Here is a 22,333-nt window from a genome sequence, read left to right as displayed (position 1 = left end):
AGGGTGCGCGCCCCAGGCATGCACGACAAACGAGTTATACGTCACTTTCCATGAGCTATGATTATGGATCGCATATGAACCGACTAGGCAAGGCCCTACCGCCACTCGCCAGCCTGATGCCCTTCGAGGCTGCCACGCGTCTGGAAAGCTTCTCGCGTGCTGCCGAAGAGCTGCATCTTACCCAAGCCGCCGTCAGCCGCCAGATTCGCGCCTTGGAAGAAAACCTCGGCGTAGCACTATTCGAGCGGCGTAACCGGGGCGTCTTCCTCACCGCCGCCGGCCGCGAGTTCGGGCGCACGGTGAGCACCGCTCTGGAAAGCGTCGCAACGCATGCCAATACCTTGCGAGAGGAAGTGCATGACGGTGTGGTCGTGCTCTTCTGCCAGCTCTGCGAAGCCTTCTACTGGGTCATGCCACGCCTCGCCGCGTTCAACCGGCAGCATCCGGAAATCGAAGTACGCCTGGTGACCTCGACGCGCCCGGTGGTCGAGCATCACGACTATTTCGACGTCGCACTACAAACCAGCGGACGCCCCAGCGGCAGCCACGCGCTGTCCTTCACCGCGTCAGACGAGATATTTCCGATCTGCAGCCCCGACTATCTCGACGCGCAGCGCCACCCCATCACGCTGGCGAACCTCGCCGAGCACCGTTTGCTGCACCACAGGGCCGACGCACCGGACTGGTTCGAGTGGGATAGTTGGCTACGCGCCATGGGGAATGTCGTGCCCATCCTGGGGAACGGCATGATTTTCAATAGTTATCCGCTGGTCCTTCAGGCGGCACTTGCCGGGCACGGTATTGCTCTTGGCTGGCGACGCACGGCCGAGCATCTGGTGCAACACGGCCAGCTCGTGCGACCGGTCGATGCGTCGCTGCCCCTCAGCGACGCGCTCTCGGTGTATACACGACAAGGTGCTCAATCGCGGGTGGAAACGCTGGCATTGCTGGACTGGCTACAGCACGAATTTCATGCCGATCATGGCGGTGAAGCAGCTTTTTGACGTGGTAGATCACAGCAGGGCGTAAGCCACGCCACTCACCGTCCCTCCGGTGAGGATCAGTGCCAGCAGCGCCCAGAGGCCGTCATTGGCCATCAACGACAAGCCGAACATCATCAGGGCCAAGCCCGCGCCATTGGCCGAGAAAGGCACCACTTCCATCAGCGGCATCGCCAGGGCAATGAGAAAGCAGAAAAATGCCACGAGATAAGTGCCGGCGCGCTGGGTCAGCCAGGTCAGTCGCGGTTTCAACAAGCGGTCGATGGCCCGGGCCGGCTTGCGCATCCAGGCCACCGCCTTGTCCAGCTTGGCGCGCGAAACCGAGCGCTTCAAAAGCCATTGCGGCAACCAGAACGTGCGGCGCCCTACCAGCAGTTGCCCCGCCACCAGCAGGACCAATATCGCCATCAACGTGGGCACGCCGGGAATATCTCCTACCAACGGCAACAGCGTGATCACCCCCGGCACCAACAGCAAGGAACCAAACGACCCCTGCCCCACCGCCGTCAGCATGTCGCCAAGCTGGACACGCTCATCATCGCGCCGGGGCGCCTGCCCGATCCGTTCGAGCAAGTGATCCAATCCCGCTAATTCCTGCTGCCTTTCCGCCATGCACGCTCCCTGCCCTCACGAATCGAGCTTGCAGCGTAGCAGGACACGCACGGCCTGCCGAGGTGCAGCGGACGGGCCCGCCATGGTCGTGGGTGCGCGCATCCGGCACGCCGAAAGCACAAAGTGCGCAATATCGTTCAAGCCCGCTCCCTCGTGACGCGCTAAAGTGGCGTTGTCATGGCACGACCGGGACGTAAGGAGGACACCATGCAATCCACGAGTCGTTTCCGGTTCATGAAAAGCCGGCATGTGGCACGCATGACGGCATTGCATGCCACGATGAACGACTTCCAGTACGACCGGCATGCACATGAAGAATATGCACTGGGGGTCACACTGGCAGGACGTCAGGATTTCTTCAGCAACGGTGAATTTCACCGCAGCCCACCAGGTAGCGTGATCACTTTGCATCCTGATGAGGTGCATGACGGCCACGCCGGGGGCGGCGACGCCCTCGATTATGTCATGCTCTATATTCATCCCGACGAGCTCGACCCGCTCATTGCCAATGCCATGGGCATGCAAGGCCTGCAGGCCACTCGCCTGGTCCCCACCCTCATGAAAGATGTCCCCTTGCGCGACGAGATCATCGCCCTATCACGCATGATCGAGGAACAGGAGACGAGTCAGATCGAGCAAGAATATGCTCTGTATCGCATTGCGGCTCGCCTGGCCGAGCGCGCCGGAAATTTTGCCCCAAACGAGCGGGCCAGGCGGCCGGACTCGCTGCTCGAAAGGGCGAAGGACTTCATCCATGAAAATGCCAGATACGATATCAGCCTGGATGACATCAGCCATTCCGCCAACATTTCCAAGTATCACTTCCTGAGAACGTTCAGGACACAGTACGGAATTACGCCGCACCAATATGTATTGAACTGCAGGGTCAATGCCGCCCGGCGCCACCTCGAAAACGGCGAGAGTGTCATGGAGGCTGCCTTATGCTGCGGCTTTTCTGACCTCAGCCATTTCAACCGTCGTTTCAAGCGGATTTACGGCATGACACCGCGACAATACCAAACCCATATTTTCACTTAGCAAGACAGGAAACCCTCATGCTCGCGATGCTCGCCTATGCCATAAGCGTGATGTACACGCCCGGGCCGGTGAACCTGCTTGGACTGAATGCCGGAATCAACGGGCAAACCAAGGAATCGACAGGATTTTTCATCGGAGTCGGCACAGCGATGTGGCTGATGCTTCTACTGTTTGGCTGGCTGGGAAGCGTGCTCATACAGGGAAAGACACTCCTGATCATCAGTGCACTCGGCACGCTTTACATTCTTTACCTGTCGATCAAGATAGCCAAATCCACTCCTCACAGGAACGATGTGGATGCAGTATCGCGTCCCTTGCGCTTCAAGGAAGGGTTATTGATGCAATTACTCAACCCCAAAGGCATCGTCGCCACACTACCTATCGCGACCATCCAGCTACCCGCAATGCATATAGAAGGGCCAGACCTCATCATGGTGGCGCTGCTCATTGGCGTACTGGCGACCGGCGCGCCAGGAAGCTACGCATTACTGGGTAGCGCGATGGGAAAAGCCATTCATGATCACGCCCTGCTGCGACGCATCAATCGTATCCTGGCGCTTCTTTTGGCTCTTACAGGCCTGATCATCGGGTATGAATACGTCGTCTTACCGCTTATCGATTCGTAGCAATGCCCTGCCGTGCTCAAACCTCAATGTCGGAACGCGGCGATGCGGGCCGGAGGCTCGTATTACGCCGTCTCCGGCGTCAGCTGCTGGCGATGCAGCGTGTTGCCGGCGGCATCCATCAGACTCACCGTCAACGCTTCGCTCTCGCCGTCGAGGTCGACCTGGCCGAAGAATTGATAGCCCCGCGACGGCGGTAGGTTCGACTCGCCTTTCGGCGGAGCTTTTTGAAAGACCACCTCGGGACCGAAGGTCGTATCCAGCTCGCCGGGACCAAAGGTGCCGGCATGCAACGGACCGCTGACGAATTCCCAGAAGGGCGCGAACTCCTGGAAACGGGCGCGCTCCGGCGAATAGTGATGCGCCGCCGTGTAGTGCACGTCCGCCGTCAGCCATACCACGTTTTTCACATTGTCATCGCGGATCGCCCGCAAGAGCCTGGCGATTTCGAGTTCACGCCCCAACGGCCCGCCCGCGTCGCCATTGGCGATGGCTTCATACGCGTCACCATCGCTGACCACCAGACCGATAGGCATATCCGAAGCGATGACCTTCCATGTCGCCGAGGATTCTTTCAGCGAGCGTCGCAGCCAGGCGAACTGGTCCTCGCCGAGAAACGCCGTCTGCGAGGAGGACTCGGCTTGTCGGTTGCGACTGTTGGCACCGCGATAGGTGCGCATATCGAGCATGAACATTTCCAGCGACGGCCCATACGCAAAACGTCGATGAATACGCCCCGGCGATGTCGACAGTTGGCGTAGCGGCGTGTGTTCGAGGAAGGCTTGGCGAGCGCGGGCCGCCAGTAGCGATACGTTCTTTTCCGTGTAGCGTTCATCCTCGAGCCATTCGCCGGGATACCAGTTGTTGGTCGTCTCGTGATCGTCCCATTGGGCGAGCATGGGCACTTCGGCATTGAAGCGCCGCAGATTGGTATCCAGCAGATTGTAGGTATGCTGGCCACGATACTCGTCCAGTGTTTCCGCCACCTTGCGCTTGGCCGGGGTGACGAGATTGTGCCAAGTATCGCCGTTAGCCAGCGCTACGCGCTCTTCCAAGGGGCCGTCGGCGTAGACGGTATCGCCGGAGTGAATGAAGAAGTCGGGACGCTGACGGCGCATGGTGTCGTAGATCGTCATGCCACCCCGCGATTCATCGATGCCCCAGCCTTGCCCGACCGTATCGCCGGACCACACGAAGCGCACGTCGCGCGCCTGGGACGGCGGCAAGCGCAAACGCCCTTCGACCGGTTCGCTCAAGGCACGCGGGTCATCCAGCGCGGCGAAACGCACGCGGTAGTGCAATGTATCGATGTCACTGAGCCCCGCGACGTCCAGCTTGCCGACCAAGCCATCGCTCGGCAGCACGTTGGGGCCACGCACTTGGCGGGCACCACGAAACGCGGGATTGTCGGCCAGTTCGACGAGCATCCGCGCGGGGCGATCACTGCGCGACCAGAGCATCGTGCGGTCGCTCAGCATGTCACCGCTCATCACCCCAGAGGCCACTTGCGGGCGACGTGACTCAGCCATCACGATCGACGGCGCCACCGACGCTGCGCCTAACGCCACGCCAGCCTTGACGCTCCATCCCAATACATCACGGCGGGAATATCGCATCGCCAACTCTCCACTGAGTCCATGAGCCACTCAGCATCTCGAGAGGGTATGACGACGATGTGGCAACCGCGTGACGATTGAGTGGCACGACACCTAAGGTCGCGCCGGCACCTCGATGCTTAGGCTTCCAACCGCTGCAGGGCGTAATCGGCAATCGCCGTGTCCTGCACGCCGGTGCCGGTGAGATCGCACACCGTGATGCCTGCGCCAGAGAGGCGTAGTGTCAGTCCGCGATCGATCACTTGGCCGAGCTCGAAGACCTTGAACGGCACATTGGCCGCCGTCTCGCCGGATTTGACGAAGGCCTTGAGCTCACCGTTGTGCTCGCTTTGCGCACGGGTATCGCAGACGAAGGCATCGGCACGCGTCATCACACTATCGTCAAGCTCGCGCTTGTCCGGACTGTCGGAGCCCATCGCCGTGACGTGCACGCCCTCGGGGAGATCGGCGGCCTCGAGAATCGGCTGTTGCGAAGGCGTCGCGGTGACGATGATGTCCGCCTCACGACACGCCGCGTGGACATCATCGTGAACGTTGACCGTCAGGCCACGCTGGCGCAGCCGTTCGGCATAGGACTCCGCGGCCTCGCGCCGACGCGCCCAGACATCGACGGTCTCTATATCGTGCACCAGACGCAAGGCATCGATCTGCAACTCAGCCTGCTCGCCGGCGCCAAGGACCGTCACGCGACGGCTGTTTTCACGCGCCAGATACTTGGCGGCAAGCGCTCCCGCGAGTGCCGTGCGCACCGCCGTCAGGTAGCCTTCGTCGAAGAGCACGGCATCCACTAGCCCAGTGCGAGCCGAGAACATCATCATTAGCCCGCTGAGGCTGGGCAACCCCTGCTTGGGATTGTCGAAGAACCCTGAGCTCACCTTGATGGCGAAGCGCTCGAAACCGCGAATGTGCGCGGTCTTGACGTCGACCTCGCCATTGGCCTCCTCGATGGCCATCGACAGGATCGGCGGCTGCACGGCCTCGCCACGCCCCAAGGCCGCGAATCCCGCTTCGATGACGGCCAGGGCGTCCGTATCCAGTTGAACGGCGGCCTCGATTGCGTCGCGTTGATGGAGCTGCATGACGTCCTCCAGACGGAAGAGAGAAAGATGAAGAAAGGAAGTGGGATCAGGCTCTCGCCAACGCCCGGGCGCGGTCAAACGTTTCCAACGCCACGCCGTTGCCGGAGACGATCAATGCCACCCGCTGACCATGGATGTCGAGGCCATGCTCGTCGAGCGCCGCCAGCCCCACGGCCGCCGCGCCTTCGACCAGCATCTTCTCGGTGTCGAGCACATCAACCATGGCACGCGCGATGGCGGATTCCGCGACCTGGTAATGGTCATCCATCACCTCGCGCACCAAGGCAAGAGTGTAGCGATTATCGAGGCCGATACCGCCGCCCAGCGAATCGCCGAGACTCTCGACCTCCGCCACGTTGACCGGATGCCCGGCCTGAAGGCTTTCCCACATCGCCGCGCCTTGGGAAAGGCTGATGCCGGTCACCCGCGTCGCCGGGCGAATCGCTTTTACCGCTGCACCGATGCCGCCCAACAAACCGCCGCCGGAAAGTCCGACGAGAACGCGGTCGAGCGCGGGCTGATCCTCCATCAGCTCGAGCCCGATGGTGCCCTGTCCACTCACGATCAACGGATCGTCGAAAGGCGGGATCGCCGTCATGCCCGAGGCCACCAGGCGCTCGACCTCGTCGAAGGCATCGTCCTGGCTCTCCCCGACACGCCGCACCTCAGCGCCCAGGGCCTCGATGGCTGCGGCTTTGTTGTCGGGTACCAGACGCGATAGACAGATCACCGCAGGAATCCCCAGTTGATACGCGGCGTAAGCGACGGCCCGGCCATGATTGCCCGTCGAGGCCGTGGTCACGCCGTGCGCCAACGCTTCGCGTCCGTCGCGTTCGATCAACGCGGCGATCATGTTGGTCGCACCGCGCAGCTTGAACGCCCCCGTGGGCTGGCAAGTTTCAAGCTTAAGGAACACTTCTGCTTCGAAGCGCCGCGACAACGCCAACGAACGCACCAACGGCGTACGCGCGACCTGCCCTTGCAGGCGGGCGCGCGCGGCATAGATCGAGGCGAGATTAATGGCGGACTGGGTATCGGACATACGGCCTCCCATCGAGATATCGGACACTCTCGAGATGGCGGGCGAGGTAAACGGCGATGCTGTGGAAGCTGGTGCCTCCACAGCAAGGATGGCGGGACGCGCTCAGGCCTTCAAGTCTCCCGAACGAGACAGCTCGTCGGTCACCTTGTCGACGGCCCGCTTGGCACGGGCGACGATATCGTCGACTTCGTCGCGCGTCGTCACCAACGGCGGCGCGAAGCCGAGAATGTCGCCTTGCGGCATGGCGCGTGCGATCAGGTTTTCGCTCAACGCAGCGGCACTCACGCGCGGCCCGATCTTGAGCGCGGGATCGAAAAACGCCCGCCGCGCCGGATCCGGCGAGAATTCCAGCGCCGCCAGCATGCCTACACCACGCACGTTCCCCACCAGTGGATGCTCGCCGAATGTCTGCTGCATTTGCTGCTGCAGATAAGCGCCGGTCTCGGCGGCGTTGGCGGTCAATCCTTCGCGCTCGATGATGGCCAGGTTGGCAAGCCCTGCCGCACACCCCAGCGCATGGCCCGAATAGGTCCAGCCGTGGCCGATGGGACCGTATTCGCCGGCGCCCTGCTCCAGTACCTGCCACACGCGATCGCCGACGATGACCCCGGACAACGGTTGATAGGCGCTGGTCAGGCCCTTGGCGATGGTGATCAGGTCGGGCTTGATGGCGTAGTGATGGCTGCCGAAATCGGTGCCGATACGCCCGAAACCGCACACCACTTCATCAGCGATCAACAGCACATCATACTTATTCAAGACTGCCTGGATCGCTTCCCAATAGCCCTCGGGCGGCGGCACGATACCACCGGTGCCCAGCACAGGCTCACCGATGAAGGCCGCCACGGTGTCCGGGCCTTCGGCGAGGATCATCTCCTCGAGCCTGGCCGCGCAATGGCGAGAAAACTCGCGCTCGCTCATGCCCTCCTGCTCGGCGCCACGATGATAATAGTATGGCGCCTCGGTATGCAGGATGCCGTCGATGGGCAGGTCGAAATGATCGTGAAATGCCTTGAGACCGGTCAGCGAGCCTGAGGCGATGCCGGAACCGTGATAGCCGCGCTGCCGCGAGATCACCTTCTTCTTACGCGGCCGACCGAGCACGTTGTTGTAATAGCGCACGATCTTGAGCTGCGTCTCGTTGGCGTCAGAGCCCGACATGCCGTAGTAAACCTTGGACATGCCCGGCCCGGCCAATTCGAGAATCTTCTCGGAAAGCTGTATCTGCGGCTCGTTCGAATGGCCGACATAGGTGTGGTAGTAAGACAGCTCCAGCGCCTGTTGATAGATCGCTTCGGCGACTTCGGTGCGGCCATAACCGATATTGACGCAATAAAGGCCGGCGAAGCCGTCGATGAACTCGCGACCATCCTTGTCGACGATGTTGATGCCCTGGCCGCCGGTAATCACGCGCCCCGGCACATCGCCATGCGCGAAATCGCGCAGATGCGTGGACGCATGGAAAGTGACCTGACGATCGCGATCGATCAGGTCTTGGTGCTGACTCATATCTGGCTCCTAAAAAATGATCGTAAATAACAGAGTGGGGGCACAAAACTAGAGAGCTCTGCGAGCGACGGCCTGACCAGGCGGGCCCGACGGAGAACAGCGGAGTTTACTGGCCGTAAATGAGCATGTTCGATGTCGGGCCCAACGCCGTCAGGCCGAGCGCAGCTAGCTCCCAGAGACAGAGCCCAAGGCCCCCAGACAATAAAACTTCGTCTCCAGATATTCCTCGATGCCGGCGGTGCCGCCTTCGCGACCGAGGCCGGATTGCTTGACGCCGCCGAAGGGGACCGGTGGCCCGGTCATCTTCACCGAATTGATCGCCACCATGCCGTACTCCAGCGCACGCAAGAGCTTCCAGATACGGCGAATGTCGTGGGTATAGACATAGGCCGCCAGGCCGTACTCGGTGTCGTTGGCCAGCTTGATGACCTCATCGTCATCCTTGTAGGCGGTCACCCCCGCCACCGGCGAGAAGCTCTCCTCGCGCCAAGCCTTCATGTAGGGCGTTACGCCAGTGAGCAACGTGGGCATGAAGAAATTGGGTCCCGGCGCCATGGACTGATCGCCATGCACCAGCGTCGCGCCGCGCGAAATGGCGTCATCGACGATGCTCGACGCTTTTTCCACCGCCTGCTGATGGATCAGTGGCCCAATATCGATATTGGTCACTAGGCCGTTGCCGACCTTGAGCGTTTCCATGCACGCGACGAACTGCTCGACGAACTCGTCATGGATCGACTCGTGCACCAGGATCCGGTTGGCGGCCAGGCAATCTTGCCCGCCGGTCTGGAACTTGGCCGCCACCGCCGCACGCGCGGCTTCGGCGGGATCCATGTCGGGGCCGACAATGAACGGCGCGTTGCCACCCAGTTCCAGCGAGACACGCTTGACGCTATTGGCAGACTGCTCCAGCAATAGCCGCCCGACGCGGGTGGAACCGGTGAACGACAGTGCCTTGACGCGTTCTTCTTCGCACAACAGCTTGGACACCTCGGCGGGTTCGCCCAGTACCACGTTGAAGACCCCGGCAGGAATCTCGGCGCGTTCGGCGAGCTCCGCCAGCGCCAGGGCCGAGAACGGCGTCTCGCCGGCCGGCTTGACGATGACCGTGCAGCCGGCGGCCAGCGCGGCACCGGCCTTGCGCGTGATCATCGCCAGCGGGAAGTTCCAGGGCGTGATCAACGCGGCCACCCCCACCGGCTCCTTGAGCGAGCCCAAGGCGGCGTTGGGGATGTGGCTAGGAATGGTCTGCCCGAAGGTGCGCTTGCCCTCCTCGGCGAACCACTTGATGAAGCTGGCACCGTATTCGATCTCGCCGCGTGAGTCGGGCAATGGCTTGCCCTGCTCGCGCGTCATGATGACCGCCAGATCTTCACGATGCTCGATCAGCAGGTCATACCACGCCTGAAGACGCTCGGCACGCTCATCAGCACGCAACGCTCGCCACTGGGCGAAGGCAGCATCTGCGGCATCCACCGCCTCCCGCAATTGCGGGGCCTCGAGCCAGGGAATGTGGCCCAGCACCTCGCCCGTGGCGGGATCGACGACCGCTTCTTCGCGACCGGCGTCGCCGTGTGTCCATTTACCGTCGATATAAGCGTACTGACGCAATAGACGCGGATCGTTGAGTTTCATGCGCTACTTCTCCCGAAAACGAACCGGGCCTGGGTCGACTAATATTTGCCCGGATAGGTCGTGGCGGATGACGTTCATCCGATGCCCACAGGATAAAGCAGCATAAGGCGGGAGAGTTTTTGTCTGGAGGGGTGATCGACAACGGTTTTTTTCGAGTCACGCGCTAGTAAGGGCGTTTTTTTCTGCGCCCGCCCGCCGCCGCGACCAAGGGCGGCGGCAGGCGTGAAGCGCTCAGATATCGTGACGCGGCAGTAAATGCAACTTGCGCAGGCGCGCGTGGGCGTCCAGATACTCCTCGGCGGGCACCGCGCGGTACACATCCTCCTGAGAGACATGTTTAACCAGCACGCGTCGCTCGCCGGCGGAACAGCTCGCTCCCTTGCCATGCAGGGTCACGACAACATCGGAGTCACTTTCCAGCGTCGCCTGGCAGCGTCCTTCACTATCGCTGGCTTGGCGCACGACAACGGTTTCGCCCAGCAGCCAACGCGGAGAGGCCCGACGCGAATGATGAAAACGCCGCGCCAAGGCGTGGCACGCCGCAACGCTCGGTGACGACGCCAGCGCGAACGCCGCCCAGATGACTAGAAAGCCTAGCGGCAGACGCAGCAGACCCAGCGGCAACCATTGCAGTACCAAACTCAACGCGAATGCAACGGGCGTAGCGGTGACGATCAAGGCACTCAGCGCGAACGACGCTGGCACCCCTGCAAAACCCAGGGAAATCAAGGTACTGGCGAGGTGATCGTCACGCAAACTGTCATGGTCGAAGCACGACACACGTATGACGCGCAGCCCGGCCAGCAACCAGTAGACTGCGATTAATGCCAGTAAGACGAGAAAGAAGGCGAAAGGAAACCCCAATGCAGTCTGGATGAAAAGTTCCATGACGGCACCTCCCGGGCGACCTCGTTGAGTTGAGCGGCGTGCCCCCTGAGTATAGGCGGGGCATTAATAGCGTCGTCCGAATATTTTGTGTAATGCCAACTTATGTGGCGACGCTTATGTAGTATTTAACAGCATAGCGCCGCGACACCGGTCATGCGTCTCAACTTTGGTCGTAAGGCTCGATCGCCAGCGCATCAGGCGATCCGCTGACTCGGCTCCAGACGCACCGCGACCGCCTTGGAGGTGGGCGTATCGGTCCCCACGCCGACGCTTTCCAAGGGCACCAACGCATTGGTTTCGGGATAGTAGGCGGCGGCGCACCCTTCGGGTGTCTCGTAGGCGACGATCCTGAATGCCGGGGCGCGACGAGGCTCGCCCTCGTGATCGAGCCCCACCAAATCGACCCACTGATCGCTTTCGAGCCCCAGCCGCGTGAGGTCGGCGGGGTTGACGAACACCACCCGCCGCTGGCCCTTGACGCCTCGGTAACGGTCGTCGTAACCGTAAACGGTGGTGTTGTACTGATCGTGGCTGCGCAGCGTCTGCAGTGTCAGCCAGCCATCATCGCGGCGTGCATGCAAGCGTTGGTGCATCACCGCCTCGGGCAGCGGTGCGGCACAGAACGTGGCCCGACCGGATGACGTGCTGAAGCGACGTTGGCTGGCGGCATTTTCCAGCCAGAAGCCACCGGCCTGTCTCAGACGCGCATTGAAGTTTTCGAAACCGGGAATGACGGCCTCGATCTCGTCGCGAATGCGGTCGTAATTAGCCACCATCGCGGCCCAATCGACCACGCCCGGGTCGATCCCTCGACGCGGCAGTACCCGCGCCAGCGTGGCTTCGGCGATCCCCGCGACGATCGCCGGCTCCGAGCGCAGCAATTCAGAAGCCGGCGCCTGAATGCCGGCACTGCCGTGCACCATCGACATCGAATCCTCGACGCTGACCTGCTGCGACGCGCCCGCCTTGCCCTGACGGTCGATCTCGGTGCGGCCCAGACACGGCAGGATCAACGCGTCACTACCGGTGATCAGGTGGCTACGATTGAGCTTGGTGCTGATCTGCACGTTGAGCCCAAGGCGCCGGAAGGCACGCTCGGTACGCTGGCTGTCCGGCGTGGCCCGGGTGAAGTTACCCCCCAGCCCAATGAAGACATCGGCCTCGCCCAGCTCCAGCGCACGAATGGCACCCACGGTGTTATGTCCCGGCGTGCGCGGTATGGTCACGCCGCTTTTTCCACCATAACGCGCCTCCAGGGCATCGATCAGGCGCGTGGGCGCCTTCTCGTCGATGCCCATGGTGCGGTCACCCTGCACGTTGGAGTGTCCGCGCACTGGGCAAGCTCCCGCACCGGGACGCCCGATGTGGCCACCCAGCAGCAGCAAGTTGACCAGTTCGCGAACGGTGTCCACCGAATGTTCGTGCTGGGTAATGCCCATCGCCCAGGTGATGATCATGCGCTCGGCGCGGGCGACGATATCCGCCACCTCCTCGATCTGAGTGCGCGTCAGGCCGGCCTGATCCTCGATGTCCTCCCACGGCGTGGCCTCGACCCGAGCCCGCCATTGCTCATAGCCGGCGGTGTGCGACTCGATGAAGGCGCGATCAGGCGTGAAGCGCCCTCCGGCCTCGAGTGCGAACAAGGCTTTGGCGATGCCGCGTGCCGCCGCCATGTCACCGCCCATTTTGGGCTGATAGTAATGCGAGGAGATGCGATGGCTCCCCTGGGTAAGCATCTCGCGCTTGTTTTGCGGGTCGGCGAAACGCTCCAGGCCACGTTCCTTGAGCGGATTGAAGCTCACGATGCGCGCCCCCCGCTCCGCCGCGCGACGCAAGTCACCGAGCATGCGGGGATGATTGGTGCCGGGGTTCTGACCAAAGACCAAGACGGTATCGGTGTGCTCGAAGTCTTCTAGCTGCACGGTCCCCTTACCCACGCCCAGGCTGGCCTCCATCCCCACGCCACTGGCCTCGTGGCACATGTTCGAGCAATCGGGGAAATTGTTGGTGCCATAGAGGCGCACGAACAACTGATACAGATACGCCGCTTCGTTACTGGCGCGTCCCGAGGTATAGAACAGCGCGCGATCGGGATCGGGCAGCGCCACCAAGCGTTCGGCGATCAGCGCGAACGCCGACTCCCAATCGATGGGGACATAGCGGTCACTGGCCGCATCGTATTGCATGGGTTCGGTCAGCCGGCCCTGATCCTCGAGGCGAAAGTCATCCCAACCGCGCAGCTCGCTCAGCGTGTGGCGTTCGAAGAAACGCCGCGTGACACGCTTCTTGGTGCTTTCCCAGGCCACCGCCTTGACGCCGTTTTCGCAGAATTCGAACGACGAACCGTGCAACGGATCGCCCCACGCGCAGCCCGGACAATCGAAGCCTTGCGGCTGATTGGTGGATAACAACGCCCGCGCGCCCTTGAGCGGCGCCTGGCTACGCTTGAGGTGACGTCCCACGCTTTTCATCGCGCCCCAGCCACCGGCCGGGCCAGTATAGGATTCGACGCTTGGGGCGCGGGTCAGGGTTGCATCCGCCTCGGGGAGACGCTCCCCGGCCTCACTTGCGGAAGGTGTCTCGCGGCCATCGGGTAACGGAGTCTGATGATGGGAAGCCATGACAATCTCGGTGACGTAGTAGAAAGGTGAAAGGATGACGCGATGACGGCGGTGAAACCTCTGGAAAGCGTCGGGCGCTATGTCGCGCCACTCAGGCGTTCGAGATGTCGACCGCGATGACAACAGATCAGGTTGAGGTCACAGGCACGCGCGATTTCCACCGCCAGGGCCGAGGGCAACGACAGCGTGGCCAGGGTGGCGATACCGGCACGCACGGTCTTCTGCACCAGCTCCATGCTACAGCGACTGGAAAGCAACACCGCCGCCGGCATCTCGCCACGGGTCAATGCCTCGCCAATGATCCGATCCAGGGCATTGTGGCGTCCGATATCCACGCCACGTGACAACACCTCGCCATCACTATCGAGGGCCAGCGCCATATGCAGTCCGGCACGTGCGTGACGCTGCAGACTCTCCACACCGCGCATCAAGGACTCGGGCGCCAGGGGCGCGCACGCCGGCAAACGTTTAAGACCTTGCATCAACTGCGACTCCTCGGCCACCCCGCAGGCACCACAGCTCGACACCGAGACCCCGGCGCGTTGCAGACCAGCGGCGCGCGCTTCGGTCTGCGACGAAACCGCCAGCCGCACCAACAGTCCGTGACGCAGCCGCGATAGCTGAATGTCCTCGACCTGCTCGGCGCGCTCGATCCAACCCGCCGTGAAGGCATGCCCCAGCGCCAGCGGCTCAAGGGCCTCTGGCGTCGCCAGCAAGGTCACCATGGCGGTATCGTTGAGCGACAGGGTCAGCGGCTGTTCCTGCGGGCCATCGAGCGTCCGCAAGGGCCGGTCGCGCTGGTCGTCATAGCGCGAGGCAGCGGAAAATGAATGCGGTGTCAGCACTTCTGATGGCATGTGAATATCCCATTGCGGAAACGCGGCCATCGAGTATTACTACCTTAACGCCTAGACGACATCGGCCAATGGCCATAGACGACGCCTGACGTGCTACTAAGCGTCGTCGTGCAACGACAGCGGCGGCGTGGTGCGTTTCACGGTCTTGGTGACGATATAGGTGAAGTAGCGTTCGATCCCCAGGCCATCCATCAGCCAGGCATCGATCGTGCGCTGGTAGGCATCGATGGAGTCGGTTTCGAACTTGACCAGGTAGTCGACACCGCCGCCCACCGCGACACACTCGGTCACCTCCGGCGTCTCGGCAACGGCTTTCTCGAAACGCGCGAAACTCGCCGCCTGATGATTCGCAAGCTCGATCTGCACCCAGACCGGCGTGCGCTTGACCACCAGATCCGGATTGAGTCGGGCGCCATAGCCTTCGATGACGCCGGCTTTTTCCAGGCGCCGCACGCGCTCCCAGCAGGGACTGACCGAGAGGTTGATCGCCTCGGCCAGTTTCGACTTGGTGATGCGCCCATCGCGCGACAGGATATCGAGAATCTTGAGGTCGTAGCGGTCAAGTTTCATGTGGTGTGGCGACCCATCCTCAACGCTCGAGACTATCGACGACTTCCGCGATCACCGCAATCGTATCGCCCATGTTCACCTGCGCCGGGAAACGCCGCGCCACCAGCACGCCATCGCGCTGGGCATGGTAAACGATCGGCTCGCTACCGGTGCGCGTCATGTCATAGATCCGCGCGATCACATCGCCGCGCCGCACCGTCTCGCCCAACGCGAAACTCAATTCCAGCAGGCCGCTGTGCTCGCTCTGCACATAGCAAGAGGCATCAGGCATGTCCACGTACACCTGCTGGCCGGCCGGAGACTCCAGTTGTCCTTCGATCAGCCCGTAGTGAATCAGGAAATTGCGCACGCCGCGGTCGGCGATGGCCATGCGCTCCGGCGTGGTCGTGCCGCCGCCGCCCAACTCGGTGGTCACGAAGGTCTTGCCCTGAGATTCCACGGCCGTGTCGTAGAGCTTGGTGGCGTCGAGCTCGAACATCATCATCGCCACCGGCGCGCCGAAGGCAACCGCCCCCGCAAGACTTTGCGCTTCCTGGGTACGATCGTCGAGACGGTGTGCCGCGGCGAAGGGCAGGATATCCAGCGTGCGACCGCCAGAATGCAGATCCAACGCCACGTCGCACATCGGCACTAGTTCACGCGTGAAGTAATCGGCGATCTGCTCGGTAACGCCGCCGTCCGGGTTACCGGGAAAGCTGCGATTGAGATTGCCACCATCCAGCCCGGAGGTGCGCTTGCCGGCGGTCGCGGCGGGCACATTCATGATCGGCACGATGATCACGCGGCCACGCACGTCCTCGGCACGCAGTGTATTGCTGAGCTTGAGAAGCGCCGTGATGCCTTCATATTCATCGCCGTGGTTGCCGGCGCTGAGCAGCGCCGTGGGCCCCGCACCATTGTTGATCACGGTGATTGGAATCATCACCGCGCCCCAGGCCGAGTCATCGGTGGAGATCGGCAGCTTGAGAAAACCGTGCTGAATGCCATCGGCATCGAAATCGACGGTGGGTGACACCGGGCTGGGTCGCTTGCTCATATCATGTTCTCCTCGTCTCGCGTCCCACGGTTCAGCACACGAACAGCTGGCGTGGAAAGTTGGCCAGCGTCTCGCAGCCAGTCTCGGTAATCAGAATGCTTTCGGTGATCTCCAGGCCCCAGTCATCCTCCCAGAGCCCCGGCATGAAATGAAACGTCATCCCTGGTTCGAGGATGGTGTCATCGGAGGGGCGCAAGCTAATATTACGCTCGCCCCAATCCGGCGGATAGCTGATGCCGATGGAATAACCACAACGCGCCCCGCCACGGTCGAAGCCATACTTGTCCATTGCCGCGCCCAATGCCATGGCGATATCGGCGGCGCGATTGCCCGGCTTGGCCACCGCCAGGCCATTCTCGATGCCCTCGAGCAGTGCCGACTCGGCGCGCAGGAACTGGCTCGGTGGCGTACCCAAGAACACCGTGCGCGACATCGGCGCGTGATAGCGGCGATACACCCCAGCGATCTCGAAGAAGGTGCCCTCGCCTTCGCGAAACGGGGTATCGTCCCAGGTCAGGTGCGGTGCGGCGGCGTCCTTGCCAGTCGGCAGCATGGGCACGATAGCCGGATAGTCACCGCCGTAGACGCCCCCTTGCGGATCGACCCAGCCCTCGATGCCTACCCGATATATCTCGGACACTACCTTGCTCTTGGGCACTCCCGGCTGAATGACCTCGAGGATGCGCGAATGCATGCCCTCGACGATCCGCGCCGCGATGCGCATGTACTCGATTTCCTGCGGCGACTTGATCGCCCGACACCAGTTGACCAGCGAATTGGCATCCTCGAAACGTGCATGCGGCAACTGGTGTATGAGACTCAGATACGCCTTGGCGGAAAAGTAGTAGTTATCCATCTCCATGCCGATGGTACCCTCATGCCAGCCACGATCCGGCAGGATCGACTGCGCCAGGTACTCCATGGGATGCATATCGGGATTTTGAACGTAATAATCCGGGTAATAGGTAATGTTCTCCGGATGGATCCAGCAGGTGCGTAGCGCCCCGTTGGCATCCATGCGACGCCCATACCAGACCGGCTCGCCTTCCAGGCCGAGCAGCACGCACTGATGCACATAGAAGGACCAACCATCGTACCCCGTCAACCACGCCATATTGGACGGATCGCTGACGATCAGAACGTCGATCCCTCGATGGGCCATGGCCGAACGCACCTTGTGCAGACGGCCGGCGTATTCCTCACGAGTGAAAGGCAGGGAAACCTCAGACATGGCACCACTCGCCCGACAGAATTGCTCATCCCTGATCTCCCGGACGGGAGGCAGGACCCTGCATTCGATGAAATAAATTGTACTGACACAAGGAAGGAAGAAATCAGTACAATTGTCGATCAATGCGTTGTCGACGATACTAGCATTCACGCGCTGCTTGCCGTCAAAGGCTTTATTGTGTCATGACAATTGACCTGACACCCTATCTTCCGGCCCATGGGCCCAAGTATCTGGCTATCGCCCGAGCACTCGCCGAGGCCATTCGCCAAGGCGAGCTCACGCCCGGCACGCGCCTGCCGCCACACCGCTGCCTTGCCGAGACATTGGCAGTGAGCGTGCAAACCGTTTCGCGTGCCTATGCCCAGGCGGAAAAGATGGGCCTGGTGCAGGCCCGCGTGGGTAGCGGCACCTGGATCAACAGTCTCGACGACGGCCAAGAGGCCGAGTACCTCCGCAGCGCCAACATGGCGATGGATGCCTCTCCCGTGGATCTTTCCATCGCGCATCCGATCTGCCCGCCCGGCCATCATCTACGCTTTCGCGAAACGCTTCGCGACGTGGCAGACAGCGCGCACCCCGATGTCATCGATGCCTGCCGCCCCATCGCAGGGCTTCTCCACCAGCGCGAGCGCGCCAGCCAATGGCTACACGATACGCTCGGCGTGCCCGGTACGCCCGACGACCGAGTGCTCTGCAACGGCGCTGCCCACGGCGTGATGTTGGCCATCGCCACGCTGGTCCAGCATGGCGACGTGGTGTTGACCGAAGCGCTGACCGACCACGGCTTGATCGCCTTGTCTCGCACACTGGGCCTGCAATTGCGCGGCGTGGCCATCGACGAACGAGGGATAATTCCCGATGCCCTCGACGCCGCATGCCGGCGCTACCGACCGCGTGCCGTGTGCCTGACCCCTACCCAGCTCAACCCCACCGGCGCGACCATGGACAACGCACGCCGCGATGCCGTGGCCGAAGTCCTGGCGCGACACGGTACCTGGTTGATCGAGGATGACGTTCACGCCCTGCTCGAACCGCCGGGACTGAGCCCGCTGACCGCGCGTCTACCCCGCCAGAGCTTTCATGTCACCAGCCTGACCAAGGCCACCGTCTCGGGGCTGCGCGCGGGCTATCTCAGCGTGCCGCGTGGGCAGTTGCACCACACCTTGCCCCGGTTGCGCGCCACCAGTTGGATGGCCACGCCACTCATCTTCGAGATCGCCGACCGTTGGCTGGCCGATGGCACCGTCGACGCCCTGGCCTGCGAGCAGCGGCGTCTGCTCGCCGAGCGCCAGCAGTTGACCCGCACACGCCTCGCGGGTCACGCCATGGCCTCGCGCCCCACGGGCATGCATATCTGGCTGGCCCTGCCCGGGGCATGGCGTGCGGAGGAACTTCAGCAACAGGCGCTTCAGGAAGGCTTGGCGATTTCCACGGCGCAGTCCTTCATGGTGGATCAAGGCTCTCCGCCCCGGCGTATTCGCTTGAGTTTGGGAGGCGAAAACGATCCCGAACGCTTCGATCAGGGTTTGACGATTCTCGGGCGTTTGCTCGGCGAAGCACCCCCACCGATGCTACAAATCGTATAGCGCGATAGGCGCGCACCAATGCCGCCTTTCATCCATCATCCACGACCACCTCATGAGGACTTCATGCGCATATTGATCCATGCCGACGACGCCGCGCTCTGGAAAAACAGGCTCGCTTCGCGTTTACCCTCGGCGGAGTTCGCCATCAGTGGCGAAACGAGCGATTTCCAGGCTGACTACCTCGCGGCATGGAAACCACCGGCGTCGCTCTTCGAGGCCCAGCCATCACTCAAGGGCATCGTCAATCTTGGCGCCGGCGTGGATGCGTTGCTCAACAACCCCGCGCTTCCTCAAGACATCCCTATCGTCAAGCTACGCGATGCCGGTATGGGCGAGCTGATCGCCGACTATGTACGCTATGGCGTGCTGCATTTTCAGCGCGATTTCGACCGTTACCGTCGCCAGCAGCATCACACCACCTGGCGCGAACACGCGCTCACGCCCAAGCGCGAATGGGCGGTTGGAGTTCTCGGGCTGGGCGCCATCGGTCGCCATGTGGCCCGCCAGCTCGCCGACGACGGCTACCCAGTGCACGGCTGGAGCCGCTCGCCCAAGGCCCTCAAGGACATCACCTGCCATCACGGCGACGACGGCCTCCAGGCCCTGCTCGGCAAGGTCCACACCCTAGTCACGCTGCTGCCCGATACGCCATCCACACGCGGCATCATCGGCCACGACGCCCTGGCCGCGTTACCCGACGGCGCCAGCTTGATCAATCCCGGACGCGGCACGCTGATCGACGAGGCCGCATTACTCGAGGCGCTCGGTGCCGGAGAGGACGAAAACGGCCGGCTGCGCGGCGCGTTGCTCGATGCCTTCCCCTCGGAGCCGCTGCCCGACGACAGCCCACTGTGGCAGCATCCACGCCTGTGGATCACCCCGCACATGGCCGGCCCGACCCCCATCGACGAAGCCGCCGATCAGGTCGCCAAAGCCCTTACTGCCATGCAGGCCGGTGAAGCTATCGACACCGTCGACCCCAAGGCCGGCTATTGAACCGCCCGCTCCTTGGCACCGGCTCTCTCGGTCATGGCACGCATCCCGTCGGCATCGAAGACATGGCAATGCGTCGGTGAGAACGCGAGTGACAAACGCTGCCCCTCGCTGGCGGCGTGCGCGCCATCCAGGCGCACCACCAACCACTCCTCGAGCCCAGGCAAACGTGTGTAGGCCAACATATCCGCCCCCAGCGGCTCGAGCATCTCGACCGTCACGTCCAAGGTCACGCCTGCATCCTGTGTAGATGTTGCCTCGACCAGATGTTCCGGGCGAACGCCAAGGGTCGCCGCCCGTCCTTCGGGTATGTCCACAGGCAGCGCCAACTGTGTGCCATTGGGCAGCACCACACATCCCTGGTGGGTCGTCACGGGGAGGAAGTTCATCGCCGGCGAACCGAGAAAACTCGCCACGAAACGTGTCGCCGGCTGCGCGTAGAGCGCCATCGGCGTTCCACATTGCTCGACACGCCCACCGTTCATCACTACTAGACGATCCGCCAGGGTCATCGCCTCGACCTGATCGTGCGTCACATAAACCGACGTCACGCCAAGGCGCTTCTGTAGACGCCGGATTTCCAAGCGCATCTGCACCCGCAGCTTGGCGTCGAGGTTGGATAATGGCTCATCGAATAGAAAAACCTGCGGTTCCCGCACGATCGCTCGGCCCATTGCGACACGCTGACGCTGTCCGCCGGATAGCTGTCTCGGACGCCGCTCAAGTAACTCGCCGAGACCCAACAACTCGGCGGTCGCCGCCACGCGATGGCGGATCTCGTCCTTGGGAACGCCTCGATTTTTCAGGGCATAGCCCATGTTCCCGGCCACGCTCATGTGCGGGTAGAGCGCATAGTTCTGGAAGACCATGGCGATATCGCGTTCGGCAGGTTCCATCTCGTTGACGCGTCGACCATTGATCGTAAGCTCTCCATCGCTGATCGACTCCAACCCCGCCAACGTGCGCAGCAAGGTCGACTTGCCACATCCCGAAGGCCCGACGATAACGATCAACTCCCCCTCGGCCACCGACAGATCAACTTCATGCAAGGCAATAAAACCATTGGGGTAGCGCTTCTTGAGGCGCGTCAATTGCAGGGTAGCCATAGGTCGTTATCTCATTGACTCTGTTCGAATTCACGCTAGTCGCGATAGTACCGCCTTACTTTTCGGCGTCGACCAGCCCTTTGACGAAGTAGCGCTGTAGAAGCAGGATCACCAGGATAGGGGGGCCCATGGCGAGTATTGCCGTCGCCGTGACATCCTGCCAAGGGACCAAGGCATCCCCCGTCGTCAGCATGCGCTTGAGGCTAACCACCACGGTCATGTAACTGGCATCGGTAGTGACCAAAAGCGGCCATAGATACTGATTCCAGCCATAAATAAACATGATCACGAACAATGCCGCGAGGTTGGTCTTCGACAGTGGCAACAAGATATCCTTCAAGAAACGCCAGGGGCCCGCTCCGTCGATACGCGCGGCTTCAACCAGCTCGGGTGGAATCGTCAGATAGAATTGACGCAGGAGAAACGTTGCCGTCGCACTGGCGATCAACGGCAGGATCAACCCCGAATAACTATCGAGCATATGAAGGTTCGCGACCACTTCGTAGGTAGGCAGAATACGCACTTCTACAGGCAACATCAGCGTGATAAAAATCAGCCAGAAACATAAGCGACGCAAAGGAAAGCGAAAGAACACGATGGCATAAGCCGCCAGCACGGAAATCACGATCTTGCCCGCGGCAATGCCGGTCGCCATTACCAATGAGTTGAATAAAAGTCGCAGCATTCCAGTGTTTAAACCACTGACCGACTCGCTTAACAGTTGCGCGTAATTGCCTAGACCAACATCGCCGATCCATAGCGGTGCAATGTGCGTATACAGATCGCTCATCGAGTGCGTGCTTGCCGTAAAGGCCAACCACACCGGCAGGAAGAAAAGGCCACACCCTGCGGCCAGCAATAGATGGCTGACCAGATCCAGCCCTAGGCGTTGATAGCGCATCAGTACTGTACTCGACGTTCAACGAAACGAAACTGAATGAATGTCAGCCCTCCCACCAGCACCATCAACAACACTGATTGAGCTGCGCTAGTACCGAGGTTCTGACCCACGAAACCATCCTGGTAGATCTTGTAGACTAGCGTTGTCGTCGCACTCCCCGGCCCACCCGAGGTCACGGTATCGATGGTGCCGAACGTCTCGAAGAAGGCATAGATGCTGTTCATGACCAGCAAGAAAAAACTCGTTGGTGACAACAGCGGAAAGATAATGGTCCAAAACCTGAATTCAACTAATAAGTGCAGCACCTGCGGTATCCAGGGCCCCTGAGTATTCCCCCAGGAAAACCTGTGCCGGTGTCCGATAACCGAGCCGTTTTCGGGGACGATCAT

19 protein-coding genes and 1 pseudogene are annotated in these 22,333 nt (G+C 61.8%); 5 read left to right on the top strand and 15 right to left on the bottom strand.

The window, feature by feature from the left end; genetic code table 11:
• Positions 1-74: 74 nt before the first annotated feature.
• Positions 75-1,004, top strand: coding sequence for a LysR substrate-binding domain-containing protein (locus OP494_RS16695; protein ID WP_280542635.1), 930 nt, complete (start codon positions 75-77; stop codon positions 1,002-1,004).
• A 9-nt stretch (positions 1,005-1,013) separates the two neighbouring features.
• On the opposite strand, the gene OP494_RS16690 is transcribed toward OP494_RS16695, so the two are convergent.
• A complete protein-coding gene (locus tag OP494_RS16690) occupies positions 1,014-1,613 on the bottom strand; it encodes an exopolysaccharide biosynthesis protein (RefSeq protein ID WP_280542632.1) in 600 nt (199 codons plus the stop codon).
• 207 nt (positions 1,614-1,820) lie between these two features.
• Here OP494_RS16690 and OP494_RS16685 point away from each other — a divergent pair, with 207 nt between their 5' ends.
• Both OP494_RS16685 and OP494_RS16680 read left to right on the top strand, forming a co-directional pair.
• Entirely contained in the window at positions 1,821-2,651 is an 831-nt protein-coding gene (locus OP494_RS16685; protein ID WP_280542630.1) for an AraC family transcriptional regulator, read from the top strand.
• A gap of 17 nt (positions 2,652-2,668) precedes the next feature.
• A complete protein-coding gene (locus OP494_RS16680; RefSeq protein WP_280542627.1) occupies positions 2,669-3,277 on the top strand; it encodes a LysE family transporter in 609 nt (202 codons plus the stop codon).
• A gap of 62 nt (positions 3,278-3,339) precedes the next feature.
• Here OP494_RS16680 and OP494_RS16675 read toward each other — a convergent pair whose 3' ends face one another.
• The 11 genes from OP494_RS16675 to doeA form a co-directional block, all read right to left on the bottom strand.
• Positions 3,340-4,890, bottom strand: coding sequence for an alkaline phosphatase D family protein (locus OP494_RS16675; RefSeq protein ID WP_280542624.1), 1,551 nt, complete (start codon positions 4,888-4,890; stop codon positions 3,340-3,342).
• A gap of 119 nt (positions 4,891-5,009) precedes the next feature.
• Positions 5,010-5,969, bottom strand: a complete 960-nt coding sequence (locus OP494_RS16670; protein WP_280542622.1) for a cyclodeaminase — start codon at positions 5,967-5,969, stop codon at positions 5,010-5,012.
• A 46-nt stretch (positions 5,970-6,015) separates the two neighbouring features.
• Positions 6,016-7,011, bottom strand: coding sequence for a hydroxyectoine utilization dehydratase EutB (gene eutB / locus OP494_RS16665; protein WP_280542619.1), 996 nt, complete (start codon positions 7,009-7,011; stop codon positions 6,016-6,018).
• Between the two features lie 102 nt (positions 7,012-7,113).
• The gene (locus OP494_RS16660) at positions 7,114-8,520 is read right to left on the bottom strand and encodes an aspartate aminotransferase family protein (protein ID WP_280542616.1); all 1,407 of its coding nucleotides are present in this window, start codon (positions 8,518-8,520) and stop codon (positions 7,114-7,116) included.
• Between the two features lie 165 nt (positions 8,521-8,685).
• The gene (locus OP494_RS16655; protein WP_280542613.1) at positions 8,686-10,155 is read right to left on the bottom strand and encodes an NAD-dependent succinate-semialdehyde dehydrogenase; all 1,470 of its coding nucleotides are present in this window, start codon (positions 10,153-10,155) and stop codon (positions 8,686-8,688) included.
• 231 nt (positions 10,156-10,386) lie between these two features.
• Positions 10,387-11,043 carry a hypothetical protein gene (locus OP494_RS16650; protein WP_280542610.1) on the bottom strand — a complete coding sequence of 219 codons (657 nt, stop codon included), beginning with the start codon at positions 11,041-11,043 and terminating at the stop codon, positions 10,387-10,389.
• Positions 11,044-11,237: 194 nt separating this feature from the next.
• Positions 11,238-13,664 (bottom strand): FdhF/YdeP family oxidoreductase, encoded by a 2,427-nt coding sequence (locus tag OP494_RS16645; RefSeq protein WP_280542602.1) that lies wholly within the window; start codon positions 13,662-13,664, stop codon positions 11,238-11,240.
• Positions 13,665-13,741: 77 nt separating this feature from the next.
• Positions 13,742-14,521: a formate dehydrogenase accessory sulfurtransferase FdhD gene (locus OP494_RS16640; RefSeq protein WP_280542600.1), complete on the bottom strand. Its 780-nt coding sequence runs from the start codon at positions 14,519-14,521 to the stop codon at positions 13,742-13,744.
• 96 nt (positions 14,522-14,617) lie between these two features.
• Entirely contained in the window at positions 14,618-15,091 is a 474-nt protein-coding gene (locus tag OP494_RS16635; RefSeq protein ID WP_280542597.1) for an Lrp/AsnC family transcriptional regulator, read from the bottom strand.
• A 19-nt stretch (positions 15,092-15,110) separates the two neighbouring features.
• Positions 15,111-16,127 (bottom strand): N(2)-acetyl-L-2,4-diaminobutanoate deacetylase DoeB, encoded by a 1,017-nt coding sequence (doeB, locus tag OP494_RS16630; protein ID WP_280542595.1) that lies wholly within the window; start codon positions 16,125-16,127, stop codon positions 15,111-15,113.
• A gap of 31 nt (positions 16,128-16,158) precedes the next feature.
• The gene (gene doeA / locus OP494_RS16625) at positions 16,159-17,358 is read right to left on the bottom strand and encodes an ectoine hydrolase DoeA (protein ID WP_280542592.1); all 1,200 of its coding nucleotides are present in this window, start codon (positions 17,356-17,358) and stop codon (positions 16,159-16,161) included.
• Positions 17,359-17,540: 182 nt separating this feature from the next.
• Here doeA and OP494_RS16620 point away from each other — a divergent pair, with 182 nt between their 5' ends.
• Positions 17,541-18,944: a PLP-dependent aminotransferase family protein gene (locus OP494_RS16620; RefSeq protein ID WP_280542589.1), complete on the top strand. Its 1,404-nt coding sequence runs from the start codon at positions 17,541-17,543 to the stop codon at positions 18,942-18,944.
• 63 nt (positions 18,945-19,007) lie between these two features.
• Positions 19,008-19,940 carry a glyoxylate/hydroxypyruvate reductase A gene (locus tag OP494_RS16615; protein WP_280542586.1) on the top strand — a complete coding sequence of 311 codons (933 nt, stop codon included), beginning with the start codon at positions 19,008-19,010 and terminating at the stop codon, positions 19,938-19,940.
• On the opposite strand, the gene ugpC is transcribed toward OP494_RS16615, so the two are convergent.
• From ugpC to OP494_RS16600, 3 genes and pseudogenes are all read right to left on the bottom strand, one after another.
• A complete protein-coding gene (gene ugpC, locus OP494_RS16610) occupies positions 19,934-21,043 on the bottom strand; it encodes a sn-glycerol-3-phosphate ABC transporter ATP-binding protein UgpC (RefSeq protein ID WP_280542584.1) in 1,110 nt (369 codons plus the stop codon). The two genes, OP494_RS16615 and ugpC, sit on opposite strands and share 7 nt — an antisense overlap.
• Positions 21,044-21,098: 55 nt before the next feature.
• On the bottom strand, positions 21,099-21,944 hold the full coding sequence (gene ugpE, locus OP494_RS16605) for a sn-glycerol-3-phosphate ABC transporter permease UgpE (RefSeq protein WP_280542581.1): 846 nt from the start codon (positions 21,942-21,944) through the stop codon (positions 21,099-21,101).
• Positions 21,944-22,225 (bottom strand): annotated as a pseudogene (locus OP494_RS16600) (glycerol-3-phosphate transporter permease); the annotation flags it as partial. The gene ugpE and the pseudogene OP494_RS16600, both read right to left, overlap by 1 nt.
• Positions 22,226-22,333 lie beyond the last annotated feature (108 nt).

This window comes from Chromohalobacter sp. 11-W, from assembly GCF_029889905.1.
Classification (GTDB): Bacteria; Pseudomonadota; Gammaproteobacteria; order Pseudomonadales; family Halomonadaceae; genus Chromohalobacter.
Note: the sequence above shows the minus strand (reverse complement) of the source record. Positions and strands in the feature narration are given on the sequence as shown.

Coding starts and splice junctions, on each gene's coding strand:
- OP494_RS16695 (WP_280542635.1), top strand. CDS start 75: ATGAACCGACTAGGCAAGGCCCTACCGCCACTCGCCAGCCTGATGCCC.
- OP494_RS16690 (WP_280542632.1), bottom strand. CDS start 1,613: ATGGCGGAAAGGCAGCAGGAATTAGCGGGATTGGATCACTTGCTCGAA.
- OP494_RS16685 (WP_280542630.1), top strand. CDS start 1,821: ATGCAATCCACGAGTCGTTTCCGGTTCATGAAAAGCCGGCATGTGGCA.
- OP494_RS16680 (WP_280542627.1), top strand. CDS start 2,669: ATGCTCGCGATGCTCGCCTATGCCATAAGCGTGATGTACACGCCCGGG.
- OP494_RS16675 (WP_280542624.1), bottom strand. CDS start 4,890: ATGCGATATTCCCGCCGTGATGTATTGGGATGGAGCGTCAAGGCTGGC.
- OP494_RS16670 (WP_280542622.1), bottom strand. CDS start 5,969: ATGCAGCTCCATCAACGCGACGCAATCGAGGCCGCCGTTCAACTGGAT.
- eutB (WP_280542619.1), bottom strand. CDS start 7,011: ATGTCCGATACCCAGTCCGCCATTAATCTCGCCTCGATCTATGCCGCG.
- OP494_RS16660 (WP_280542616.1), bottom strand. CDS start 8,520: ATGAGTCAGCACCAAGACCTGATCGATCGCGATCGTCAGGTCACTTTC.
- OP494_RS16655 (WP_280542613.1), bottom strand. CDS start 10,155: ATGAAACTCAACGATCCGCGTCTATTGCGTCAGTACGCTTATATCGAC.
- OP494_RS16650 (WP_280542610.1), bottom strand. CDS start 11,043: ATGGAACTTTTCATCCAGACTGCATTGGGGTTTCCTTTCGCCTTCTTT.
- OP494_RS16645 (WP_280542602.1), bottom strand. CDS start 13,664: ATGGCTTCCCATCATCAGACTCCGTTACCCGATGGCCGCGAGACACCT.
- OP494_RS16640 (WP_280542600.1), bottom strand. CDS start 14,521: ATGCCATCAGAAGTGCTGACACCGCATTCATTTTCCGCTGCCTCGCGC.
- OP494_RS16635 (WP_280542597.1), bottom strand. CDS start 15,091: ATGAAACTTGACCGCTACGACCTCAAGATTCTCGATATCCTGTCGCGC.
- doeB (WP_280542595.1), bottom strand. CDS start 16,127: ATGAGCAAGCGACCCAGCCCGGTGTCACCCACCGTCGATTTCGATGCC.
- doeA (WP_280542592.1), bottom strand. CDS start 17,358: ATGTCTGAGGTTTCCCTGCCTTTCACTCGTGAGGAATACGCCGGCCGT.
- OP494_RS16620 (WP_280542589.1), top strand. CDS start 17,541: ATGACAATTGACCTGACACCCTATCTTCCGGCCCATGGGCCCAAGTAT.
- OP494_RS16615 (WP_280542586.1), top strand. CDS start 19,008: ATGCGCATATTGATCCATGCCGACGACGCCGCGCTCTGGAAAAACAGG.
- ugpC (WP_280542584.1), bottom strand. CDS start 21,043: ATGGCTACCCTGCAATTGACGCGCCTCAAGAAGCGCTACCCCAATGGT.
- ugpE (WP_280542581.1), bottom strand. CDS start 21,944: ATGCGCTATCAACGCCTAGGGCTGGATCTGGTCAGCCATCTATTGCTG.